15 protein-coding genes and 1 riboswitch are annotated in these 20,280 nt (G+C 67.5%); of the genes, 1 reads left to right on the forward strand and 14 read right to left on the reverse strand.

The annotated features are described in order from the left end of the window. Positions 1 to 2: 2 nt before the first annotated feature. The 7 genes from OX958_RS23245 to OX958_RS23275 form a co-directional block, all read right to left on the reverse strand. The gene (locus OX958_RS23245; RefSeq protein ID WP_270131335.1) at positions 3 to 269 is read right to left on the reverse strand and encodes a CBU_0592 family membrane protein; all 267 of its coding nucleotides are present in this window, start codon (positions 267 to 269) and stop codon (positions 3 to 5) included. A 19-nt stretch (positions 270 to 288) separates the two neighbouring features. After that, positions 289 to 360, reverse strand: a riboswitch (guanidine-III (ykkC-III) riboswitch). A gap of 10 nt (positions 361 to 370) precedes the next feature. Beyond that, positions 371 to 2,650, reverse strand: coding sequence for a right-handed parallel beta-helix repeat-containing protein (locus OX958_RS23250; RefSeq protein ID WP_270131336.1), 2,280 nt, complete (start codon positions 2,648 to 2,650; stop codon positions 371 to 373). A 99-nt stretch (positions 2,651 to 2,749) separates the two neighbouring features. Next, on the reverse strand, positions 2,750 to 3,640 hold the full coding sequence (locus OX958_RS23255; protein WP_270131337.1) for an aldo/keto reductase: 891 nt from the start codon (positions 3,638 to 3,640) through the stop codon (positions 2,750 to 2,752). A gap of 80 nt (positions 3,641 to 3,720) precedes the next feature. Then, entirely contained in the window at positions 3,721 to 6,216 is a 2,496-nt protein-coding gene (locus OX958_RS23260; RefSeq protein ID WP_270131338.1) for a LamG-like jellyroll fold domain-containing protein, read from the reverse strand. 156 nt (positions 6,217 to 6,372) lie between these two features. Next, a complete protein-coding gene (locus OX958_RS23265; RefSeq protein ID WP_270131339.1) occupies positions 6,373 to 7,485 on the reverse strand; it encodes a lactonase family protein in 1,113 nt (370 codons plus the stop codon). 108 nt (positions 7,486 to 7,593) lie between these two features. Further along, a complete protein-coding gene (locus OX958_RS23270; RefSeq protein WP_270131340.1) occupies positions 7,594 to 8,511 on the reverse strand; it encodes an oxidoreductase in 918 nt (305 codons plus the stop codon). Positions 8,512 to 8,559: 48 nt separating this feature from the next. Next, positions 8,560 to 10,041 carry a M36 family metallopeptidase gene (locus tag OX958_RS23275; protein ID WP_270131341.1) on the reverse strand — a complete coding sequence of 494 codons (1,482 nt, stop codon included), beginning with the start codon at positions 10,039 to 10,041 and terminating at the stop codon, positions 8,560 to 8,562. A 212-nt stretch (positions 10,042 to 10,253) separates the two neighbouring features. On the opposite strand from OX958_RS23275, the gene OX958_RS23280 reads away from it, so the two are divergent. Continuing rightward, on the forward strand, positions 10,254 to 11,357 hold the full coding sequence (locus tag OX958_RS23280) for a winged helix DNA-binding domain-containing protein (protein WP_270131342.1): 1,104 nt from the start codon (positions 10,254 to 10,256) through the stop codon (positions 11,355 to 11,357). 17 nt (positions 11,358 to 11,374) lie between these two features. Here the strand turns inward: OX958_RS23280 and OX958_RS23285 are convergent, their stop codons facing one another. From OX958_RS23285 to OX958_RS23315, 7 genes are all read right to left on the reverse strand, one after another. After that, positions 11,375 to 12,238, reverse strand: coding sequence for a hypothetical protein (locus OX958_RS23285; protein ID WP_270131343.1), 864 nt, complete (start codon positions 12,236 to 12,238; stop codon positions 11,375 to 11,377). Between the two features lie 204 nt (positions 12,239 to 12,442). Continuing rightward, positions 12,443 to 13,588 (reverse strand): hypothetical protein, encoded by a 1,146-nt coding sequence (locus tag OX958_RS23290; protein WP_270131345.1) that lies wholly within the window; start codon positions 13,586 to 13,588, stop codon positions 12,443 to 12,445. Positions 13,589 to 13,607: 19 nt separating this feature from the next. Next, complete coding sequence (locus OX958_RS23295) at positions 13,608 to 14,507, reverse strand: hypothetical protein (protein WP_270131347.1); 900 nt, start codon at positions 14,505 to 14,507, stop codon at positions 13,608 to 13,610. A 7-nt stretch (positions 14,508 to 14,514) separates the two neighbouring features. Continuing rightward, positions 14,515 to 16,524 (reverse strand): type IV secretion system protein, encoded by a 2,010-nt coding sequence (locus OX958_RS23300; RefSeq protein WP_270131348.1) that lies wholly within the window; start codon positions 16,522 to 16,524, stop codon positions 14,515 to 14,517. After that, on the reverse strand, positions 16,521 to 19,412 hold the full coding sequence (locus tag OX958_RS23305; protein WP_270131350.1) for an ATP-binding protein: 2,892 nt from the start codon (positions 19,410 to 19,412) through the stop codon (positions 16,521 to 16,523). The genes OX958_RS23300 and OX958_RS23305 overlap by 4 nt, the downstream gene beginning before the upstream one ends. Next, positions 19,409 to 19,990, reverse strand: coding sequence for a hypothetical protein (locus tag OX958_RS23310; RefSeq protein WP_270131352.1), 582 nt, complete (start codon positions 19,988 to 19,990; stop codon positions 19,409 to 19,411). The genes OX958_RS23305 and OX958_RS23310 overlap by 4 nt, the downstream gene beginning before the upstream one ends. After that, a complete protein-coding gene (locus tag OX958_RS23315) occupies positions 19,990 to 20,277 on the reverse strand; it encodes a hypothetical protein (RefSeq protein WP_270131354.1) in 288 nt (95 codons plus the stop codon). Before OX958_RS23315 ends, OX958_RS23310 begins: the two co-directional genes overlap by 1 nt. Positions 20,278 to 20,280: the final 3 nt, after the last annotated feature.

The following is a 20,280-nucleotide window of genomic DNA, read 5'->3' on the forward strand; positions in this document are numbered from 1 at the left end:
TCCTAGCTGGTCGTGCCGCTGGTCCTGCTGGGCCTGCCGCGGAGCAGGCTCAGCAGTCCGATCAGGCTGACGACCGCCCAGCTGCCTTCGAGCAGCAGGAAGCCCCACGAACTCTCCACGGCCGCGATCACCGCCAGCACGCCGGAGCCGAGCAGGTTCAGCAGCTGGTAGGTCAGCGTCTTCTGCTCCAGCCAGCCTGCCTGCGCACCCGCGAAGCCGGCCAGCACGGTGAGAGCACCAACGATCTCGATCACATCGACGACATGCATGCGCTCGGCCCTCCTCGGGCCAGCGTCGTCTTGTCGTGGACCGGGTACGGCGCTGTCTCGTCCGGAGGCCCACCCCAACGGCGGGCCTCCTTCGAGGATACCTACAACGAGTTCCTGATCGCGGTGGCCTTGGTCACCAGCTGGTTCGCCGCGGCGACCGGGATCTTCTTGCCGGACTGCGCCTTCACCTCGACGATGAAGCTGGTCAGCAGGGTCTTCGCGAGCGGCTTGTGGTTGGTGCTGATCGCGGACCGGGCCAGCGCGAGCTTGAGCACCAGCCGGGCCTCCAGCGCCTGGTTCAGGTTCAGCGCCTTCACCTCGGCGATCAGGTCCTTGAGTGCCTTGTCCGGGCCGGCCGGAGCAGCGGTCTCCACGAACTCGACCGATCCCGCGTCACAGTTCGCGCCGAGCGGGCGCTCCTGCAGCCGCTGGTCGTCCACCGTCGTGCAGCTTGCCACCGGCACTCGGCCACCGAGCGGGCTCGTCGCCGCGGGCAACCGTCCGGACGGGTAGCCGTTGGTGAGCGGGGCCAGCTGCGGGTCGGCGGCGGTGACCAGGTCGGACGCGATCGTGCCGCAGGTGGAGTCCCGCAGTACGGAGAAGCCACCGGAGGTTCCGTTGAAGGCGCCACCGACGCCGGCACACGCGGTACCGGTGATCGGCAGGACCAGCGCACTCCGGTTGATCGCGACCGTCGCGGACGGGACCGCGGCGATGTGCGCGCCGGTGGTCGCCTTGTCGTCGGCCATCGTCACGTGGGTCAGCTTGACCTGGGTGGCGGTGGTGAAGTTGAGGCCACCGCCGACCGTCGCGGTGTTGCCGTTGATCGTGGAGTTCAGGAAGCTGGCCCCGAACGCCGAGATCCTGGCGCCACCGCCCGTACCCGTGGCCGGTACGACGGTGTTGGAGTTGATCGTGGACTTGTCGAAGGTGACCGACTCGGCCGCCAGGTCCAGTCCCGCGCCGTTGGCTGCCTTGTTGCCGTAGACCTTGGCGCCGTCGAAGTCGGCCTGGTAGGCGAAGCCGACCTTGACGCCGCCGCCGTTGCCGGTCGCGGTGTTGCCCGAGATGATCGGCTGGAAGCCACTGACCGCGCCCTGGCTGGAAGCGAAGATGCCGCCGCCGTCGGTGCCGGCGGTGTTGTTCTGGATCTCGGTCGAGTCCACCGAGACCGCCGTCGGCGGATCGGGGGTGACGAAGGACAGGCCGCCGCCCCGCAGCGTGGCGGTGTTGCCGATCAGGCTGCCCTTGTAGGCGCTGAAGTTGCCGACCCCGATCGACACGCCACCACCGTCGGCGGCAGAGACGTTGTTGTCGACCGGCGTCCGGTCGAGGTACGTCGAAGCGGCGTTGCCACCGTCCTCGACCAGCAGCGGCGTGACGGACAGACCGCCACCGGACACCGTGGACTTGTTGCCCGAGATCCCCGACAGGATCATGCTGATCGACGACGCCGGGGTGCCGTTGCGCTGTGACATCGAGAAGGAGATGCCGCCGAGCGCGTCGGCCGCGGTCAGCCCGTTGTTGTTGACGTAGGTGGAGTAGGTCTGCAGCCGGCCGCAGTTGACGCAGCGGATGCCGACCCGGCCGTTGTTCGAGATGCTCGAGTTGTCGATCTGCATCCGGTTGGTCGGGAAGCCCTGGCCGGTGTTGCTGATCCCCGCGCGGGTGTTGCCGGAGATCGTCGAGTTGTCGATCAGCAGCGGATAGCCGTCGACCAGCGAGATTCCGGAGCCGACGTTGTCCGAGATGGTCGTGCCGTCCATCGCCATCGAACAGTTGTCACAGCTGACGATGCTGCCGGTGTTGTTGTGCAGGTTGCTGTTGTTCAGCGTCAGCCGGTACGGCGTGGTGCCGTGGTCGAAGCTGGACCAGACCACCGAACCGTTCGGCGAGAGCACGTTGCGGATCTCCACACCGGCCAGCAGCAACTCGCTGTCGGAGCGAACGGCGGCGCCCTCTAGCCCGGTCGCGGTGGTGTTCGGACCGCCGTCGATGACGAGGTCCTGCAGCTCGAGCCGGCCCGCGTGGTTGGTGCTGTCGATGATGCCCTTGGCGTCACAGCTCTGGTCGATCGTCGAGTTGTTGCCCTGGACAACGAGTTCGTGGCCGTCGGCATGCGTCAGCGGACCGGCGCAGTTCGTCAACGGGTAGGTCAGTCCGGCACCGAGCGTGATCACGTCGTCGACGCCGTTGGTGCCGGCTGTGCTGAACGCCTCCCGCAGCGAGGTCAGACCGTCGCCCCCGCTGACGACGTCGGCGGTCGTGGTGACCGAGATGGTGGCGGCCGAGGCAGCCGGCGCGACGACCGCGACCAGGCCGGAGCCGAGCAGCCCGGCCAGCGCGGCGGCGCGCAGGCAGGACCCAATGATTCTGGACATGTGACATCCCCCCACAGGAATTGGAGCACCAGAATCGCCCAGCGCGGGGTCACTGGCAAGGGGCCGTGAAGCACGGCTGCACCTTCCTGTAGCAGCGGCCTACCCCAGCAGCCGCGACAACTCCGGGTCGCGCCACAGTTCGGCGGGGACCGGCTGCCGCACCAGCGCCGCGTCGGCCCGGATCTCGGCCTGGCTGGCGGCGCCGATCAGGACCGAGGCGATCGCGGAATGCCTGCCAGGGAAGGCCAGAGCGGCCTGCGGCAGCGATACGCCGTACCGCTCGCAGACGGCCGAGATCCGCCGGGCGAGGATGATGCCTGGGTCAGTCGTTTGTTTGGCACGATTGATCTGCAGCACCTGCCGGCTCAGTACTCCGGAGGCGATCGCCAGCACCCCCCCGGCCTGGCAGCGATCGAGCAACGGCGCCGCCGACCGGTCGAGCAGCGAGTACTGGCCGGCGATCAGTACAGCGTCGAGGTTCGTGTCCCGCACGAAACGGTCGAGCAGCCGCCAGTCGCCGGAGGCCACGCCGATGGCACTGACCTCCCGCGCCGCGCGCAATTCGTCGAGAACCGGGAACGCTTCCTCGATCGCCTGCTGCCAGTGCTCGGCGGGATCGTGCAGCATCACCAGGTCGACGCGGAGGCCGAGCCGCTCACTGCTCTCGGCGAGCGATCGGCGGATGCCGTCGGCGGAGAAGTCCGGGCTGCCGTCGACGGCCCGGCCGACCTTGGTGGAGAGCAGAAACTCCTCCCGCGGCCGCCGTGCGAGCGCAGTACCGAAGCGCTTCTCGGACAGTCCGGCGCCGTAGCGGGGCGCGGTGTCGAAGTACCGGATCCCCGCCTGGTACGCCGCGTCGATGGTGACCGTCGCGGCCGCGTCCCCGGCCGGGACCGGCAGCTCGCCGATGGGCGAACCGCCGAGCCCGAACCGGGGCAGGCGAAACCTCGTCGCGGTCAACGGACTGAGAACGTGGCTCGGAGCGGTCATCGGACTGGCCCTCCCTGCTTGGCAGGTGTCCTGTCCAGGATGGGTGCTCCGCGACGTCCTCGCATCTCGAAACCCGCTGCTCAGCGCCCTGAGGTGTGGAGCGCGCGCACCTCCTCGTCGCCGAGCGCGCGGTCGAAGAAGTGCACCTGGTCGACCGTGCCGTCCAGGTAGTCGACCGGGTTGCCACCGAACTTGCCGCGGCCGATCACGCTGTTCCCGGTCGAGGTGGCGTCGAGGCTGCAGGCGCTCTTGGTGGCCACCAGTTCGCCGTCGACGTACAGCCTGAGCTCGCCCTTGGCGGCATCGCGGACGCCGCTCAGGTGGTACCACTGGCCCGGTGTGGGCTTGGTGGGCGCCAGCGCCCGCTGGCCGGGGAAGCTCATCGCGAACCGCTGGTCGGCGCCGGAGTACTGCAGGAAGAAGGCACTGTCGCGATCGCCGTCCTGGCTGACCACCGTCTGGAAGGCGCCATCGGCCTTGTTGAGTTTCACCCAGGCCGTCGCGGTGTAGTTGCCGGAGGTGTCGAGCAGACGCGCACCGGCGTCGACGAACTGATCAGAGCCGTCCAGTACGACGCCCTGCCCGTTCTTGCCCGGACCGAAGGCAGCTCCGCCTTGCAGGGTGGCGTCCTGAGTGCCGACCGCGTCCTCCGTCGTACCGTCGAGCGGGTAGAAGTGGATGCCGTCGGCCCCCGGCGTACCGGGCGGTGGGGTGGGACCGCTGGTACCGGTGCCGTCGGCGCCCTGGATGATCGCCCGGTTGATCTCGCGGACCTGCGCGAAGTCCATCTTCGGGAGCTGCCGGTCGTAGGTGAAGAAGCCGTTCAGCTCACCCTCGACATCGGTGATCTGGGTGTAGACCGAACCGCTGATGCCACAGGAGTTCGCCGACCGCAGGACGTCGCGCTGGTTCTCGACGTACCGGCGGGTGAGCGTGGCCTGGTCCGGCGTCATCTCGTAGGCGAACCCGTCGCCGAACCACATGTGGTCAGGGGTCTTCAGACCGAATCCACCGTGCTCGCCGTCGACCGCGACCCGGTCGGCGGTCGGCGCCGGCGTCGCCGGGCCGAGGTACGCGTGATGGTCGATCATGTCGCCCCGGCCGGAGTCACCCAGCGAGTCGCAGCAGTTCACGCCGCTGTGCGCGTTGACCAGGCGGGACGGGTCCTGCGCCTTCACGCTGTCCGCGATCCGGCCGGTCTCGGCCAGGTCCCACTCGCCCCAGCCCTCGTTGAACGGGACCCAGGTGGTGATCGAGGTGAAGCTCTTGTGCTCCTCGATCATCTCGTGCAGCTCGGCCTTGAACTGTTCGCGCCACGGCCCCGGGATCGGGTCGGTCTTGGCCGACGGCATGTCCTGCCAGACCATCAGGCCGAGCTTGTCCGCGTGGTGGTACCAGCGGTCCGGTTCGACCTTGATGTGCTTGCGCACGGTGTTGAAGCCGAGCACCTTGTGCTGTTCGAGATCGAAGCGGAGCGCCTCGTCGGTCGGCGCGGTGTTCAGCCCGTCCGGCCAGAACCCCTGGTCGAGGGTGGACAGGTTGAACAGGATCTTGCCGTTGAGCGCGAGCCGGAGCTTGCCGTCGGCACCTTTCAGCTTGCCGACCGACCGCAGCCCGGCGTACGAGCCGACCTCGTCCTGGGTCTTGCCGCGGTCCACCAGCTTGACCTTGAGGGTGTAGAGGAAGGGGCTGTCGGGCGACCAGAGCTTCGGGCTCTTGATCGGCAGGGTCAGCTCGGTGTCGGCCTTGCCCTTGACCTTGCCGACGATCTTGCTGCCGTCGTACGCCGTCGCCTCCACGTCGAGCCCGGCCGGCCCACTGGTGTCGGCGGTGAGCTTGAACGAACTGCCGGGCACGTCGGGGGTGAGCTGCAGGCGGTCGATCGCGGAGCGGGCGACGGGCTCCATCCAGACGGTCCGCCAGATGCCGGAGCTGCCCTGGTAGAAGATGCCGCGGTCGCCGACCTCGCGCTGCTTGCCGATCGGCTGGAAGGTCTCGTCGGTGAGGTCCTCGGCCCAGACGATCAGCTCCTGCGGGCCGGACCTTCTCAGCACGTTCGTGACGTCCACGTCGAAGCCGTCGTAGCCGCCGCGGTGGGTGGCGACCTGGCGGCCGTTCACCCAGACCTTCGCGTCGTAGTCGACCGCCCCGAAGTGCAGGATCAGCCGCTGTCCCTTCCAGCTGCTCGGCACGGTGAAGGTCCGGCGGTACCACATTCGGTCCTCGTGCCGCTGGAGTCCGGACAGCGCGGACTCGATCGGGTAGGGCACGAGCACCTGCTCGGCCAGCGTCTTGCCGAACGGTGGCGCTTCGCCGACGGCGGCCGGGGCGAACTCCCAAAGACCGTTGAGGTTCTGCCACTTCGACCTGGTCAGCTGCGGTCGCGGGTACTCCGGCAGGGCGTTGGCCGGCGACACGTCGTCGGTCCACGGCGTACTGAGTGGCGGCACCGCGACCTCGGCGGCTGCGGACTGTTGCGGCTGCTGGGCGAGTGCCTGTTGGTTGCCGGTGGCGAGCGCGGACGCGGCCAGCAGGCCTGCGACCGCGGCCGCCACCGCGCGGCGTCTGAACTCCATGGGGCTTCCCTTTCGTGGGCGGAGAAAGGTCAGTCCGTTGGAAACGCTCTCATGACCAAGCGTGACCAGCCGGACACGCTCGCCATTCAAGGCTGGGTGGAACAAAAAGGCAAGAGTTCAGCCAGAATCCAACATTGACGATGCCGGGCGGCGGGGTCAGCCCGGCAGCACGCAGACGGGAATCGGGGCGGTGAAGCTCGCCTTCGCGCTCAGCAGACCGGTGTGGGGGTCGACCTGCAGAGTAGCGATATTGTTCGAACGCTGATTGGAAACGAACATCAGCTTGCCGGTCGGGTCCAGGGTCACGTGGCGTGGCCAGTTGCCGCCGCAGTCCGGCGTACCGATTCGGCGCAGGGTCGCTCCCCCGGACTCGACCGCGAACACGGCGACGCTGTTGTGCCCGCGATTGCTCAGGTAGACGAAGCGGCCGTCCGGCGAGACGATCACCTCGCCGGGGTAGTTCGTCGGCGAGCCGGCCGGGACGGTGGTCTGCGCGGCACCCGGTGTGACCTTGCCGGTCGCGCCGTCGTACCGGCAGACGACGATGGTGCTGTCGAGCTCGTTGGCGACGTAGGCGTAGCGGCCGTTGGGGTGGAACGCGAGATGGCGCGGTCCCGCCCCGGCCTTCACCGTTGCCTGGCTCTTCAGGGACAGCTTGCCGAGGTTGATCGTGTAGGTGTAGATCGAGTCGGTGCCGAGATCAACGGCCAGCACATAGTTGCCGGTCGGGTCCTGGACGACCTGATGCGCGTGCGGCGCCGAGCCCGCGTGCTTGACCAGGTCCGTCCGCGCGGCAAGGCTTCCATCGGCCTTCACCGGATGGACGGCGAGGTCACCGGAGCTGTAGTTGGCGCTCAGCAAATACTTGCCGTTGGCAACCAGAGCGAGATGGCAGGGCGCGCTGCCGCCGTTGGGCTGACGGTTGAGCACGCGCAGTCTGCCTGGCGAGTCGACCGCGACCGCCGTCACGCCGCCGGTCGCCTGCTCGTTCACGGCGTACAGGTTGCGGCCGGAGGGCGAAAGGATCAGGAACGAGGGATCCTGGACGCCGGCGAGGACGCCGGTCGAGGTGAGCCGGCCGGTCACGGTGTCGTACGACGCCAGCCCGATACCGGTGCCACCGCCCGCCTGGGAGGTGTAGGTGCCGAGGTACAACGTCCCGGTCGCTCGGCAACTGGCGTTCGCCGAGGCTTGGCTGGTGATTCCGACTGCTGCGCTGCCGACGGCAGCAGCGGTGAGTCCGAGGAACTGGCGGCGGCTCGTACCCATGACACATCCTCCGAGCGTTTAGGTGATCGTCCGACCACAAAGAGTGGCCCAGCTCGGTGGATGTGGCAAGAGGCACAACCGAGGTTGCAGATTACGCAACCTTGATACTTAGAACAGGTCGACTCCAGTGGCTTCGACGGACCAGCCCCAAAGGTGCTTGGCGAGCTCGGGGTCCTGGGCGGCCTTGGTCGGCTGGACCAGCTTGGGTTTGCCGCGAACCTCGAACAGCGCGGGACCGTAGTACGAGCCGGAGGGCACGGCGGGCGCCGTACCGGCGTACAGGCTGGGCCAGGCACCTGCCGCGGCGGACTGGGCGACGAGCCTGGTGCCGAAACCGAGGATGCGGGACTCGAGGCTGACGCCACCGAGCTGGGGGCCTGAGCTCTGCAGGTGCGTCCGCGCGAACCCGGGATGGGCGGCGACGCTGACGAGCGGCGACCCGGCTGCGCGGGCGCGGCGATCCAGCTCGAGCATGAAGAGCAGGTTGGCGAGCTTGGACTTCCCGTACGCGTCCCACTTCGAGTAGCCGTGCTCCGCGCGGAGGTCGCCCTGACCGATGCTGCCCACGGTCTTGTGCATGAACGAGCTGACCGTGACGACGCGCGGGTTCGATGCCTTCAGCAACAGTGGCAGCAGGTGCGCGGTGAGAGCGAAGTGGCCGAGGTGGTTCGTACCGACCTGCAGCTCGAAACCGTCCACGGTCTGCCGGTACGGCGGTGCCATCACGCCGGCGTTGTTGACCAGAAGGTCGAGACTGTCGTGCTCCTTGGCAAACCGCTCGGCGGCAGTCGCGACGCCTTGGAGGTCGGCCAGGTCGAGCGCGAGGATCTGGGCTGTTCCCCCGGAAGCGGCCGTGAGCTTCGCGGCGGCCTGCTCGGACTTCTCCGGATTGCGCGCGGCGATCGTCACCTCGGCCCCGTGCCGGAGGAGTTCGAGGGCGGTCTCGTAGCCGAGGCCGCTGGTCGCGCCGGTGACGAGGGCTCGACGGCCGGTCAGGTCAGGGATGTCCGAAGTGCTCCAGCTCATGCACCCACAGTAGCCGTGGGTGCATGAGCTGGATCGTGTTGCTTGCCGTCAGAGGATCTTGCGGGCCTTGAAGGCGTTGGTGACCTGCTCGGCGGCCGCCTTGCCGTAGAGCAGACGAGCCGACTGCACGGTCACCCGCGCGGCGTCGGCGAACGAGGTGTCCGGCGCGTAGAAGAAGGTGCCCTGCAGGATCACCTTGTTGGCCTTGTTCCGGCCGAGCGCGTTGTGGATGTCCCACAGCGCGTTGGACCAGATCTCACCGTCGGCGTGCACCTGGCCGACCATGTCGTCGGTGGTCTTGCCGGTGTCGGTGCGCCGCAGGCAGTGCTTCGGGCCGTCGGTGTACGACGTGGCGTCCCAGTCCATCACGCACGGCAGGTCGTAGTTCTTGCTGACCGGGATCGACATCGTCACGGCCCAGTAGTCGCCGAAGCCCTCGCCCATCGCGCCGGCCTCGGCCGATTCGCCGTACCCGGGCACGATGTCGTCCTGGATCGCGTGACCGTACTCGTGCCAGATCACCTCGGCGTCCTCGGCGTCGTCGACCCCACCCTCGCCCATCGTGATCATGTCGATCGACGGGTCGTAGAACGAGTTGTCACCGTCGAAGGTGTTGATCGAGAAGTCCTGCGACTCGTTGTTCACCTCGGTGAAGCCGAGCGAGTGGATGTACTCCTGGGTCTGGTTGACCTGGTAGTACGCCATCACCTGCTCGAACTTGTCGTTCGCGCGCTGGAAGACGAAGTTGTTGTTCTTGTTGTACGCGACGCCGCCCTTGGCCTCCTTGATGTTGACGTAGGGGCCGTTCAGGTAGCCCGAGCCGTCCAGGTTGCGCAGGATGACGTTCTTCTGCGCCAGGAACAGCTGGTTGGAGTTCTTGTCGTTGTTGTCGAGCAGGTCCTCGTTCTTCAGCGTCACGCTCGGGCTGGGGTCGAACACCGACCCGCGACCCTCGGCGTTGTCGCTGATCACCTTGGACTCGACCACCGTGCCGGTCTTCGCGTCGACGAGCGACCGGCTGGCGCCCTCGGACGACCGGGAGGTCACGTTCCACACCAGCTTGGCGTTCGGGCCGCCGAGGACGGCCAACCGGGCCGCTCCCTGGGCCGCGGCCGGCGTCGGGGTGACGTTCTTGCCACCCGCGCTCCGGTTCCGCGCGGCGCGCGCGGTGACCACCGTGTTCGCGCTCTTGGTGGCCGTTGCCGACGGCACCTTGGCGCTCACGTCGAGGTCGGCCGGTACGGCGTCGCGGCCGTCGGCGACCTGCACCTTGCCCGACTTGTCGACGTGCTGCGCGTAGTACCCACCGACGACCGGCAGCCCCTTGAAGGTCTGCTGGTACCAGTGGTGCTTGCCGAGCAGCGACGTCTTGGTCTTGATCAGCTTCAGGTTGCCCGGCACCGCGTTGGCGGCCGAGTTGCCCGCCGGCGCTGCCCCCGCGGCGCTGGTGAACGACAGCCCGAGTGCCAGCACCGCGCCAGTGGCGGTGACGGCTGCGATCGCCTTGCGGCGACGCGATTGCTCCCTCATGGTGATTCCCTCCCAAGGTGGGCGAACGGCCGTGCTGGAACGACCACGGTCCGTCGCGACCCTAGTTCGCCCGGCACCTTCCTGGGAAGCAAAACTCTCAGCCGTTCCGCGTCGGCAAGGGAAATCATCTAGCGTCTCAGTGACCTGAGTAGCGGACCGAACCTGTCCTCTTCTCGTCCTACCGTTGGCATCGACCCGAGAGAGGACCAGCCATGACGAAGTTGAGTCTCCAAGCCCTGAACCGCGCGACCCTCGCCCGCCAGTGGCTGATCGAACGCCGCTCCGCCACCGCGCTGGAGGCGATCGAGCACCTGGTCGGCATGCAGGCCCAGAGCCCGCTCGCGCCGTACGTCGGCCTGTGGACCCGCCTCACCGGCTTCGACCCCGCGGAACTGGCCGGCCTGCTGGAGTCGCGCCGAGCGGTCCGCGGTTCGATGATGCGAGCCACCATCCACCTGGTCTCCAGCCGCGACTTCCTGGCGATCCGCGGACTGGTCCAGCCCCGCCTGGAACGCGAGGTCTACGCCAACCAGACCTACGGCCGCCACCGCCTCGAGGGCGTCGACCTGGACGCCGTCCTCGCCGCCGGCACAGCCCGGATGACCGAGGCGCCGGCCACCGCGGTACAACTCCGCGAACACCTGGCCACCCTCTTCCCCGACCACGACGCCCCGTCCCTGGCGCACGCCGTACGCTGCCTGCTCCCCACCATCCAGATCCCGCCCCGAGGCATCTGGGGCAAGGGCGGCAACCCCACCATGACCACCGCCGACCTCTGGCTGGACGCCCCCATCGACCCCACCCCCGACATCGACCGCCTGGTCCTCCGCTACCTGGCCGCCTACGGCCCCGCCTCGGTAGCCGACGCCCAAGCCTGGTCCGGCCTCACCCGCCTAGCCGAAGTCTTCGCCCGCCTCGACCTCGTCACCTACACCCACGCCGACACAGGCCGCACCCTCTACGACCTCCCCGACACCCCCCTCCCCCATGAGGACACCGAAGTCCCCACCCGCTTCCTCCCGGAGTACGACAACCTCCTCCTCTCCCACGCCGACCGAACCCGCTGGCTCCCCGACGCCGACCGAACCCGCCTAACCCTCCAAGAAGTCCTCACCCGAGGCTCAGTCCTCCACAACGGCCACCCCGCCGCCCTGTGGAAACTCACCAACCACCCGAAGTCTCGGACCACATTGGAGATCGAACCCCTCACGGCCGTCTCCAAAGCTGCTCGGGACGCCATAGAAGCCGAAGCCCAGAACCTCCTGGCTTTCACCCGCCCTACCGCCGCCACTACCGAGATCAGGTTCCTCGGCTAGCCGCTGCCCGCAAGGGACTACCGAGCCTGAAGATAAACCTCAAGGCTTCGGATTCGCTCCGCTATCGACGGTTGCCCAGCCAACCAGTCAGGCTGCGTCAACCCCAACCGGCGCGAGGTTTCCTGGTGTTGGGCCTGCCAGCCGTAGAAGACCTCGAGCAGTTTGCGGCCGTAGCCCAGATCCGCGACGGCGCGATCCGCCATCCGCTCGAGCAACTTCGCCTCCCCGATGAACAGAAGCGGCGCGAAGAGCGGAGTCAGAAACAGCAGGGGGACGAGCAGGCTGTCGTAGAAGATCAGCGAAGCGAAGATGAATCCGAAATAGGAAATCATCAGGAAGCCGACGATCGAACACCCCACCGCGGGAACAGTGCGGCTCAACTTGAGCAGTTGACGGACGGCCAGGGCAACGATTCGAGTCGGTACGGAGTACCACAGAGCAATTCTGCTCACCCAACCACGACCGTGAAGATGAGTCGCCAGATCATGTGCCATCGCAGCCTCGAGGTGACTTGGCGGCAAGGTGTAGATCGCCCATCCCGTCACCGTCACGGTGCACCCGCCGGCTGATGCACCGGTAGGACTCTCGGAGCCTTCGATCCAGAGGGTGTATCGGTTCGGATCGATGCCAGCACGGTTCGCCACTGCCAGCCAGCTAGGTGCCAGGCGCTGCGCCTCGACCATAGTTGGCCGCCTGAGGCCCAGAAGATAGCGAGCCACCAGACCGTCCGACCCCGGCCACAGGACAATCAGACCCGAACACAGCCAGATGGCGATCAGCACCCACGTGCGCCCCTCCAGGTCGAACCCCTGACAGAGCCAGTAGATGATGATGAAGCTGACACCGGCCCAGAGCAGACCGTTGAGGACTTCCGCGATCACCAGCCCAATGCCGCCCGGTGGATTGGCGGCGTTCGGTCGCCCAGGAACATGCACAGCTTCATGTGGTGGGCGTGGCGGCAACTGAGGCCTGCCAGGTCCATTCGGCGGCACGCCGTGAGACGGACTGTTGGGACCTGGCACTGACCGACCAGGGCGGGAGTCGTCGAATGGTCCCTCAGGATTGCTCATGCATCGCCTTCGCCATTAGTACACCGACACATGGACGTGGTCGTAGTGTCCACCGGTCGCATCGGTGGGACTGTAGACACCGCCACCGTTGTAGGGCTTCCATCGCCCGGTACGAGCACTCCAGATCTTGCCATACCAGATCAGGTACCTGACGCCGGTCGTACCGGCCGTCTGGATGGTCCAGTTCGCAATCTTGTCGCCCTCGGCTCGTAGCGGCGACGACTGACGGGCGTCACCGCCGACCATCAGATCGCAGGCTTTACCCTTGGGATGATCACTGGTCGGATTCCACGCGTGGCGATCCCAGCAACTCATCGGCGGATTCGCGAGCGCGGCGCGCGCCTGACCGACCCACAGAGCGAGCCGGGGCGTCACCATCCCGCCGGTCCCGGTGGGATCGGTCACCGTTTGTTCCTCAGGCGGCCAGACGCCATTGACCGGTTCCCCTGCGATGAGGCCTTGTTGCTCGTCACACTCGTCAAGATTGACGGTGCCGGCTCCGCCGATCGTCGGCTTCGGCCCGGAGCGGCCCGCGTACGGGTCCCCCACTCGATCGAGATCGATTCCCGCGGCTGCGGCGATCGACCGAGCGGTCGCCTCATGCCGGGCGTATGCGTTGGGAAAAGCCGAAACCTGGACAGCCTGAGCAGCCTCGGTGTACGACATCGCCGGCCAGCCGTCGATTTCCACGAGGCCCGGGGGACTCGGCGGCTTGGGACCGCCGAAGAAGGCCTCTGCCGCATATGTCGGGTCGAGAATTTCCTGAACCGAGCCCCAGCCTGCAGCTGGCCGCTGCTGGAATAGCCCAACCGAATCCCGGTCGCCGTAGTTGATGTTCTGCAGTTGTGATTCTTGTAAGGCAGTCATCAGTGCGACCAGAGTGGCTCGTCCGGGCAGACCACGAGCGACGGCGACCCCGTCGATGATCTTGGCGAAGGCCTGTTGCTGCGCGCGGATCGACTCGTTCGCGCGTGGCCCTACCGCCCGGCCGCCGTCTCCCGCGGGGCAACCCGCCACGAATCTGTCTCCACCTGCGCCGAAAGGCACGATGAGCGCCAGTCCGAGCAATCCGACGACGGCCATCAGACCGAGGGCCTTCATCACCATCGATTTGCCTACCATCGCGCCCAGCACGCCGCCGGCCTCGCGCTCCGTCAGCATGAGAGACTCACCCACTCCGTCACGGGCCCGACCCGCCATTCAGATCGCTGACGACCCAAGCGGCATCTTCTGGCACCAGCGTCACCACCAACGGCAGAACTATCCGATCCGGTCGTTTGCCCGTGATATCGATTGTGACGGTTACCAGGCGACTTATCCGGGTCGGCGTGTCGACAGGCGCAGAATCCGGCTTCGGCGTTGTGACGGTCACTGAAGCGACGATCGACTTACCGCTGTCGGTCTTGAGCGCTTCATACGTCGAATCTTCATTGGCGACGAGACTGTCGCCTACCTGATCGGTGATGAACGGGCCTGTCTTCGCCACCAGTTCGCTGTAGGTTTCCGCGCTGGGATCCCGGGTGTAGAACATCCGCGCCCACTTGGTCACCACATCAACGACGGCAGTCGTCGCAAGCGCCGTTGGGCGCTCCGTCAGTACTGGCGGAGTCGAGATCGATGAGGTAGGCGAAACAACACTGGAGGGTTCAGCCGTCGGCACGGGCTCGGACGCACCGGGCTGCTCCGGTGGCAGCGACGGAGTCAACAGACCGACATTCTTGTCCGCCGGTTCGTCCCGACCGAGCAACCGCGGAAGTCCGCCTCCGAAGCCCAGCACAACGATTGCCAGGATGAGAACAGCGACCACGACCGTTACCGGGCTGGTCGGCTCACTCTGTCGTTGCTGACGCAGCCATGCCATTCGCTCGGCGTAGTCATCGCGTCGCCAGGACCGTTTCGCCTGCCGCCGGTCCCGACGACGAAGGTCGTCGATCTCGTCGGGATACGAGTAGTCCGGCCGTACCACGTCGCGCCAGCCGTCCGGCGCATCCGGGCGCGTACGATCGAACCCGCTGTCAGCATCGTCGTCCAACTCAGGGCGCCGTTTGCTGTGCTTCTTTCCACCCTCCCGCCGGCTCATCTCCTGCTCACCTGCGGGTCGGCACCATGACGGTCACGCCGTCCTTGGTCACCTTGGAATACTCGCGAAATCGGCGAGTGCCGCCGGCAGCGGGACGTCTACGCTCCCGAGCCTTCGGCGGACCCTCGCGCAAGCTGGCCGAATGGGTGTGCACGCGCGGTTCGAATCGACCGCCGGCCTGCGGCTGAGGAGTATCTCTGGCATGCCGGGGACGCTTGGCCTCAGCTGAGCCGGCAGTAGACGCCGAAGGAGCCGCAGCGGACGAGGTCACTCCGCCGCCCGGGTTGTAGCCGACGGAGATCGTCTTGCGTCGACTTGCTCCGCGACTCTCACCACCTGAGCTGGCACCTGCGGCTGCTGCCTGCACGTACTGAGCTCGTTCCTTGGCCTTGGCCGACTGAGCGTCGGCGCGACCGACGGACCCAGCAGCCTTGGGACTGCCGGATGCCTCGATCGCACGCCGATCGTGGCCGGCCGAAACCTCATGTGCTGGCCGTTGCTGCGCACTGACAGCAGTTCGAGCTCGAGCACCAGCAAGCGCCGGGGCTTGCCGGAAGATCCGAACAGAAGTCGCCTTCTCGACACTCGCTTCGCGAGCGCCTCCCTTGCCGGTCACGCGCTCACCAACAGTCGGGCTGGCCGCACGGCTTCCCACAGCTCCCATGAGGCGGCGCACGGCACCCGTCGCTCCGCGACGCGCCAGTCCGCCCATCAGAAGGCTTCCTGCACCTGGCCGCATCATCGAGCTCATGCTCTCGAAGAGCCGGCGGAGCCGGAAGCCGGCGATCAGAACAGCGATAGCCAGGCCGCTCACCGGCAGCCATCCAAGGGTGTCGGTAAGACCGAAGACCGCCGTTACCAAGGCGAGGGTCGTCGAGAACACCAGCAACGCCAGGATTGATTGCAAGACGAGTCCGAGCAGCGCTTCGAACCAGTTCATCCCCCACTGTCTGGTGCGCCCCGGAATGGCCCACAAACAAGCGAAGAGCACACCGACCACCAGCAAGAGCATGCAACCGACAAAAGCCATCAAGGCGGTGAAAGCCAGCGAGATGGTCAGAAACGCGAACAGAGTCGCAGCGATGGCGCCGAGGGTGAGTACACCGATGCGGCCGAAGGGGTTTTCTCCCTTCGCCCACTTGACCGTGGAGGAATCTCCGCCGCCCTCCCCCTTGCTGACCTGGTTGTCGATGTACTCCTTGCGAGCCTCGCCGTCTGTTCCCTTGTCCAGCAGGCCCTTGCCGTAGCGCTCACATGCAGCTAGCGAACCGAACTCGGCCACGCACCACGGAGTCGCCGCAAATGCTCGCCAAGTCGCATCACCGGACTTCCGAAGAAGTGTGTCGCGCTCAGTACCCGAGAAGCTCGGCTCCGGCATGGTCATCGGAACCTTCACAGTGTCACCGAGGACCTGGGTCGAAGTACCGACCACAGCATCAGAACCGATCTGACGCGCCCCGTCGACTCCGGTGAGCCAGGTCGACGGCGCGACAGCGAAACTGGTTGCCAACAAGCCCGCCGCGAACACCCAGACCAACTGTCCCATCGCGCTGCCGCTCGCACGACGCTGCGCATAGGCGGCGATCGCGCCGAAAGCCAACGCCGACGGCAACAACCAGCCGACGAATTCGGTGTTGACCGTACCGATCGCGGCGGCCGCCGTGTCCGTCAACGGCTTGATGTCGGTGAACGAGAAGAGCCACCATCCAACCGAGATCGCGGCCCGAGTGATCGCCACGATGTACATCATCACCATGTGCGCATACCCGTTGAAGACAGCTTGGATCGGATCTCTGAAGCTGGTCTCGAAGTCGAGGCCGTACGCCGTTGGGCTGTACTGCTCGAAGAGGGTCCGAGTGTCGCCCCCGGTCAGGTCCGGGGTCGGCAGAAGATCTCCGAAGCCGGTGGGATTGGTGGGGCCTGTGTCGGGGTCAGCGGCCAGCGCGGTCTGGCAGAAGATGATGGTGGTGACGGCCAGAGTCGTGAGGGCTGTCTGGAGTCTGCGCCGGGCTCTCATCCGACGTGTTCCTTTTTGCCTGAGCCGTTGGTTCTGGGGGCGTTGGGGGCGTCGGCCGGGTACATGGCTTCGTTGTAGTCGGCTTCTTGGTCGTAGACCTCGTTGGGGCCGATGGGTTCTTCGTAGCGGGGTGGGTGGTGGTGGTCCTCGGAGGAGGGTGGAAGGGCGCCGTTGGTGGGGGCCGGGGGTGGGGTGGGCACGACCGGGGCGGGGGTGGAGGCGACGGGCGCGCTGGGGATGTGGTGGGAGGAGGTTTCTACTACTGGGACCGACGGGAGGGGCTCGTTCGGGACGGGCTCCTGGGTGTGGGCTTCGGCCTGGGCTACTGCGGCGGCGGCTGGTAGCAGGGCGTTGGCGCGGTCTTCGTCGTCTTCGGCGAAGGGGTCCAGGTCCTCTTGGGGGGTGAGGATGGGTTGCGTCGGTTCCAGGTCGTGTTCGGACTCGGGGGTGGTGCGGAGCAGTTCGGCGACCCGCTGGCTGGGGATGTCGATCTGGACGGTCGCCACCTCGTCCCAGCGGTCGCGCATGATGCAGTGGCCGTGGCGGATGCTCTTGCCGTTGGCGGCGGTGTTGATGCCGCGGACGAGCGTCTGGTACGGCGCTGTCTGTGGCCGGCCGAGGAGTTCGAGCAGGGAGTCGACCTGTTCGCGGGAGCGGAGGCTGAACGCGAACAGGGTGGTGATCTGCTCGACCAGGCCGGGGAGCTTCAGGATCGACGCCGGGTCCTGGGTGTCCAGGACCAGGGAGGCGCCGAGCGCGCGGCCGACGCGGGCGATGTAGTCGAGGAACGAGGCGCCGTCGGGGGTCTTGGTGAGCAGGTGGACCTCGGGGACGATGACGACCTTCGAGCGGCCGCGGAACTCACGGCGGCCCGTCGTACGGACCATCCAGGCGAGGCAGCCGCGGAGGCAGGCCATGCCGACCCGTTCGATCGGGGACCAGGACTCGGGCGCCGACTCCGGTGAGGGCAGGGTCAGGCCGGGCATCTGGACGACCCACAGGCCGGGGTTGGTCGTCAGTGACGACAGACCCGACGGCGGGCCGGCGACGACCGAGCCGAGACCGGTCTCGACCAGGTCGCGCAGGGCGAAGCCGACCGTGCGGGTCGTCTCCGATTCCGCCGCGCACAAGCGCTGGATGACTCCCCACGAAGACGGGTCGGGCGACTGGATCTCCGCCCGGGTCGCTGCCATCACAGGCGCTTCCGCCGCACCACGCAGGTGTGGCGGCAGCAGCAGCATCAGCTGCGACGGCGCCTGCAGCAGCGCGTCGTCCACGGGAAGCACGCGCAGAAGGTCGGCGGCACCGGAGAACTGGGCCGTGATCTCGATGACAGCAGTCGGTACGCCGTACTCCGCGGCTACCGCCGAAACTCCCGCCGCGTCACCCTTGAGGTCGAGCAGCGGAACCCAGGCGCCGGCGAAGGCGGAGTCGAGCCCGCCGAGCATGGCGGCGGTCGTCTTGCCTCGACCCGAGCGGCCGAGGAACAGCGTCGTCGTCGCGTCGCCCAGAGCCGAACCGGCAGCGGCGTCGAAGCGCACCAGACCGGGGGTCGAACCGGTCAGGTAGCCGATGGACGGACCGGTGGCGTCACCGATCGAGGCACCGCCCCAGAACCAGGAACCGAAGAACGCGGTCGACTCCCGGACGTGCCCCAGATCGGGCACCCGGAGCTGGTCTCCTGGCAGCGATTCCAGCCAGAGGTCGCGCTGCTCGTCGGCACCCGCGGCGACGGTGATGCCGCGGTCGGCGTAGTGCGCGATGACGGCGTCGACGTACGCGTCGAGGTCCTCGCGGGTGTCCGCGCTGACCAGCAGGCGGGGGTGGTCCTCGACCAGGGTCAGGCCGGAGCGGTTGATGTCACGCTTGACCTCGCGCATGATCCGCTCGGTCTCGACGATCTCGTCGGCGGTCTCCTCGGCGGTGCCCTTGGCGGCGGAGCGACGCTGCTCCTTGGCGCTCTTGCGGGTCTCGTCGACCAGGTGACGCGCGGTCTTCTTGGTCAGCACCCGGAACCGGACCGACGCCTCGACGGTGACGTCGATCTCGTCGCCGTCGTCGTCGATCGCCTTGATCTCCGACAGCGTTCGCAGCCACTCCCCCGCGCCCGGGGTCTCGAGCTCCTCGGGGAAGTCCGTCATCGCCAGCACACTCGTGTACGCCGCGATCTGGCCGCGGGTGTCGTAGATGCGCAGGTGATCGGTGTACGGGACGACTCGGCCGGCCGTGAGGCGGGCCAGCGAGGCGCCGGTGATCAGGCCGCGGCGGGGAGCCGCGACGGCGCCGCGGTGCATCTCGCGGCTGATCAGCCAGGAGATCACCTCGGCGGGCGCGGTGTGCGCGCGCCAGACGGTCGAACCCAGCTGCCGGGCGAGCTTGTGGACGCGCTCGTCCAGGTGCGCGAGCTCACGCGCGCTGACCCGCCAGGACGTCGTACCGAGAGCGTCGCTGATCGAGCCGCGGACCTGCGCGGTCGCCCGCGGGTCCCGGTCGCTGAGGTGGACGCCGAGAGCGACGTAGCGTTCCGGCATCCGCATCTCGTCGATGCGGTCGGCGCGGGTCTGTGCCCAGCCCTCGTGGTCGCCGATCCGGTAGTGACCGGCGATGCTGTCGATGTAGTCCTGACCGGTCGAGCGGCCCCAGACCACCTTCAGGTGGCTGAGCCGGTCACCGAGGATGGTCGCGGCAGCACTGACGGCCGCGTCGAGGGCGGCGTCCTGCTCGCCCTCGGTGGCCAGGTCGGTGTTCGCGACCGAGATCAGGAACCACGCCTCGGCGCTGCGCTCGGTCACCAGCAGGCCGTCGGCGATGGCGACCAGACGGGGTGGCGGCAGGCCGCGCTCGCGGCCGACCCCGACCAGGTTCAGCAGCTTGTCGGCGATCTTCATCCGTGCCCCTTGTTGTCCAGTCGGCTGAGTCCCGACGATGTCCTGCGGCTGACCTTCTGCACGTGGTCCGCTCCGAGGAGACGAGCCCGTTGGTTCACGGTGATGTCCGCGCCGGCGCGGACCTGCGGGTCGAGCTCGACCACGTCGTCGCGGTCCCATTCCGGGGTCACCCTGGCCTTCGCCAGGTTGGCCATCTTCTGGGTCGCGACCCGCTCACGCCAGGGCAGGTACTCCGTCTTGTCGGCGGCCCGGGCGCCGAGTCCGATGATCGGGCGATGGGCCCGCAGCGCGTAGCGGACGGCGAGCGCCCACTCGGTCACCCGGCGGCGGCGTTCGTGGTGCTTGCCCGCCCGCCAGCCGAACGCGGTGATCACGAACGGCGGAACGATGTAGAGACTCACGGTGGCCTTCTGCGGCACCCCGATGAACGGGACCAGCAACGCGATCCACGCCAGGATGATGACCGCGCCGAAGATGATCATCCGCCGGCGGGCGCCTTCACCGAGGTCGATGCCGAGCAGGTCGTACTGCCGGGTCTCGATCTCGAAGTGGTGGGTCAGGGTACGGCCGACACGCATCAGTTACCTCCGGCCAGCAATCCCCAGAAGCCCTTGAGCACGTTGATGGTCTGGTTGTTGGCGTAGATCAGGCCACCGACCAGGACACCGGCCGCGATGTGGCCGAACAGCTCGCCCCACTCGCGCTTGAAGTAGTGCCCGATCGCGCGCAGGACCAGGATCGCGATGAAGATGTTGCCCGCGATGACCAGGACCCAGTCCTTGAAGTCCGCCCCCGTGGGGACGTTGCTGTCGGCCAGCGGCGCGGTCAGCTCCGCCATGGTCGCGACGAGTTGGTGCGTCATCATTGC

Source organism: Kribbella sp. CA-293567 (assembly GCF_027627575.1).
In the GTDB taxonomy this organism is placed as follows: domain Bacteria; phylum Actinomycetota; class Actinomycetes; order Propionibacteriales; family Kribbellaceae; genus Kribbella.